Origin of the sequence: Terriglobus sp. YAF25 (assembly GCF_052113305.1) — a bacterium.
Classification (GTDB): domain Bacteria; phylum Acidobacteriota; class Terriglobia; order Terriglobales; family Acidobacteriaceae; genus Terriglobus.
Window position 1 is genome coordinate 1 of the sequence record NZ_JBFRCY010001011.1, and the last position, 1,206, is coordinate 1,206.

The 1,206-nt window shown below is 58.8% G+C and carries 2 protein-coding genes; both read right to left on the bottom strand.

The genetic code is table 11. From position 1 onward, the window contains the following. Positions 1-895: dihydrodipicolinate synthase family protein (locus AB4043_RS26115; RefSeq protein ID WP_442308599.1), on the bottom strand; the 895-nt coding region annotated here is incomplete at its 3' end. Positions 896-972: 77 nt separating this feature from the next. Further along, positions 973-1,206 (bottom strand): FCD domain-containing protein (locus AB4043_RS26120; RefSeq protein ID WP_442308600.1); only part of this gene is annotated, 234 nt, incomplete at its 5' end.

Genomic DNA, 1,206 nt, shown 5'->3' on the forward strand with positions numbered 1-1,206 from the left:
GCCACTGGATGCGATGCAATATCCCCTTCGGTAGATTGGCATCCATGTCCTCGATGAAAGCCTTACGTTGTGCGTCTGAGGCGAAGGCTTCGCCGCTGGCCATCGGACCGCAATCAATGCCCATGTGCCGGACGCCCTCACGCACCGCGGGAAAGAACGGATAACGGAAGAGAATATCGAGCACCGCATTGGCGTCGTATTGCAAAGTGCGTGCCGTCTCCCAATCCCCTTGCTGCACGGCACGGAAGATATCGAGATACACCGGCCCCAGCAGGTTATACGTCGTGCCGATGCCTCCCTGCGCTCCCATCAGCAGGCCTGCGGCAAGCGCTTCGTCATAACCGTTGAAGACCAGCTTGCCGCGCTTCGCCAGCGAGTTCAGCAGATACATATTGAAGTCCGTGAACTTGACTCCGAGGACATTCGGAAGATCGCAGATCTCCAGTAGCTCCTGCGGCTTCTGAAAGGCGAGAGGAGCAGCCTTGGGGAAGTAGTAGACCAGCAGCGGCAACGGCGAGTGCTGTGCCAGTTCCCTATAGAAGGCCATCACCTGCTGCGAGTCCAGTGCAGGAGGCAGACTGCTGATGGCATGCGCTCCCTTTGCGGCGGCATGTTCGGCGAGCTTGATAGCATCGCGCACATCCGGAGTTCCCACATGCACAAAGATCCGCTTCCCTGCCGGCAGAACCTCCATCACCGTCTCGACCAGCTCCTTGCGGGTCTCCATGGAGAGACGCATGCCCTCACCGGTGGTTCCCGCGACATAGGCTCCATCCAGCCCCTGGGAGGTCAGCTCCAAAAGAAGCTTCTGCGCTGCCGGAGCATTCAGCCGTCCATCGGGGGTCAGCGGTGTGAGCAATGCGGCGTAAATGCCGGCGAATGGGTGAGTGGACAAAGGGCCTCCAAGACTGATTAGCGATTATCGATAATGTATCATCACAGACAGCGCCAAGAGGAGAAAAGCCCCTCTTCCTAGTCGGCGACGGTATCGGGAATGGTGATCGAGCTAATGTGTTYGTTCACAGCTGCGGTGATGCGCTTCTCATCCCGCGAGAGCAGGTCCTCCAGCAGCTTGCGATGCGACTTTACTGCAGACTTCAGCGTTTCTCCAGCCGCCGCACGCTTCAGACTGACGAAGGCATAGACCGCGACGCAGAGACGTTCCAGGGTCTGCTCCAACACCTCGTTGCCCGAGGCGCGCCATAC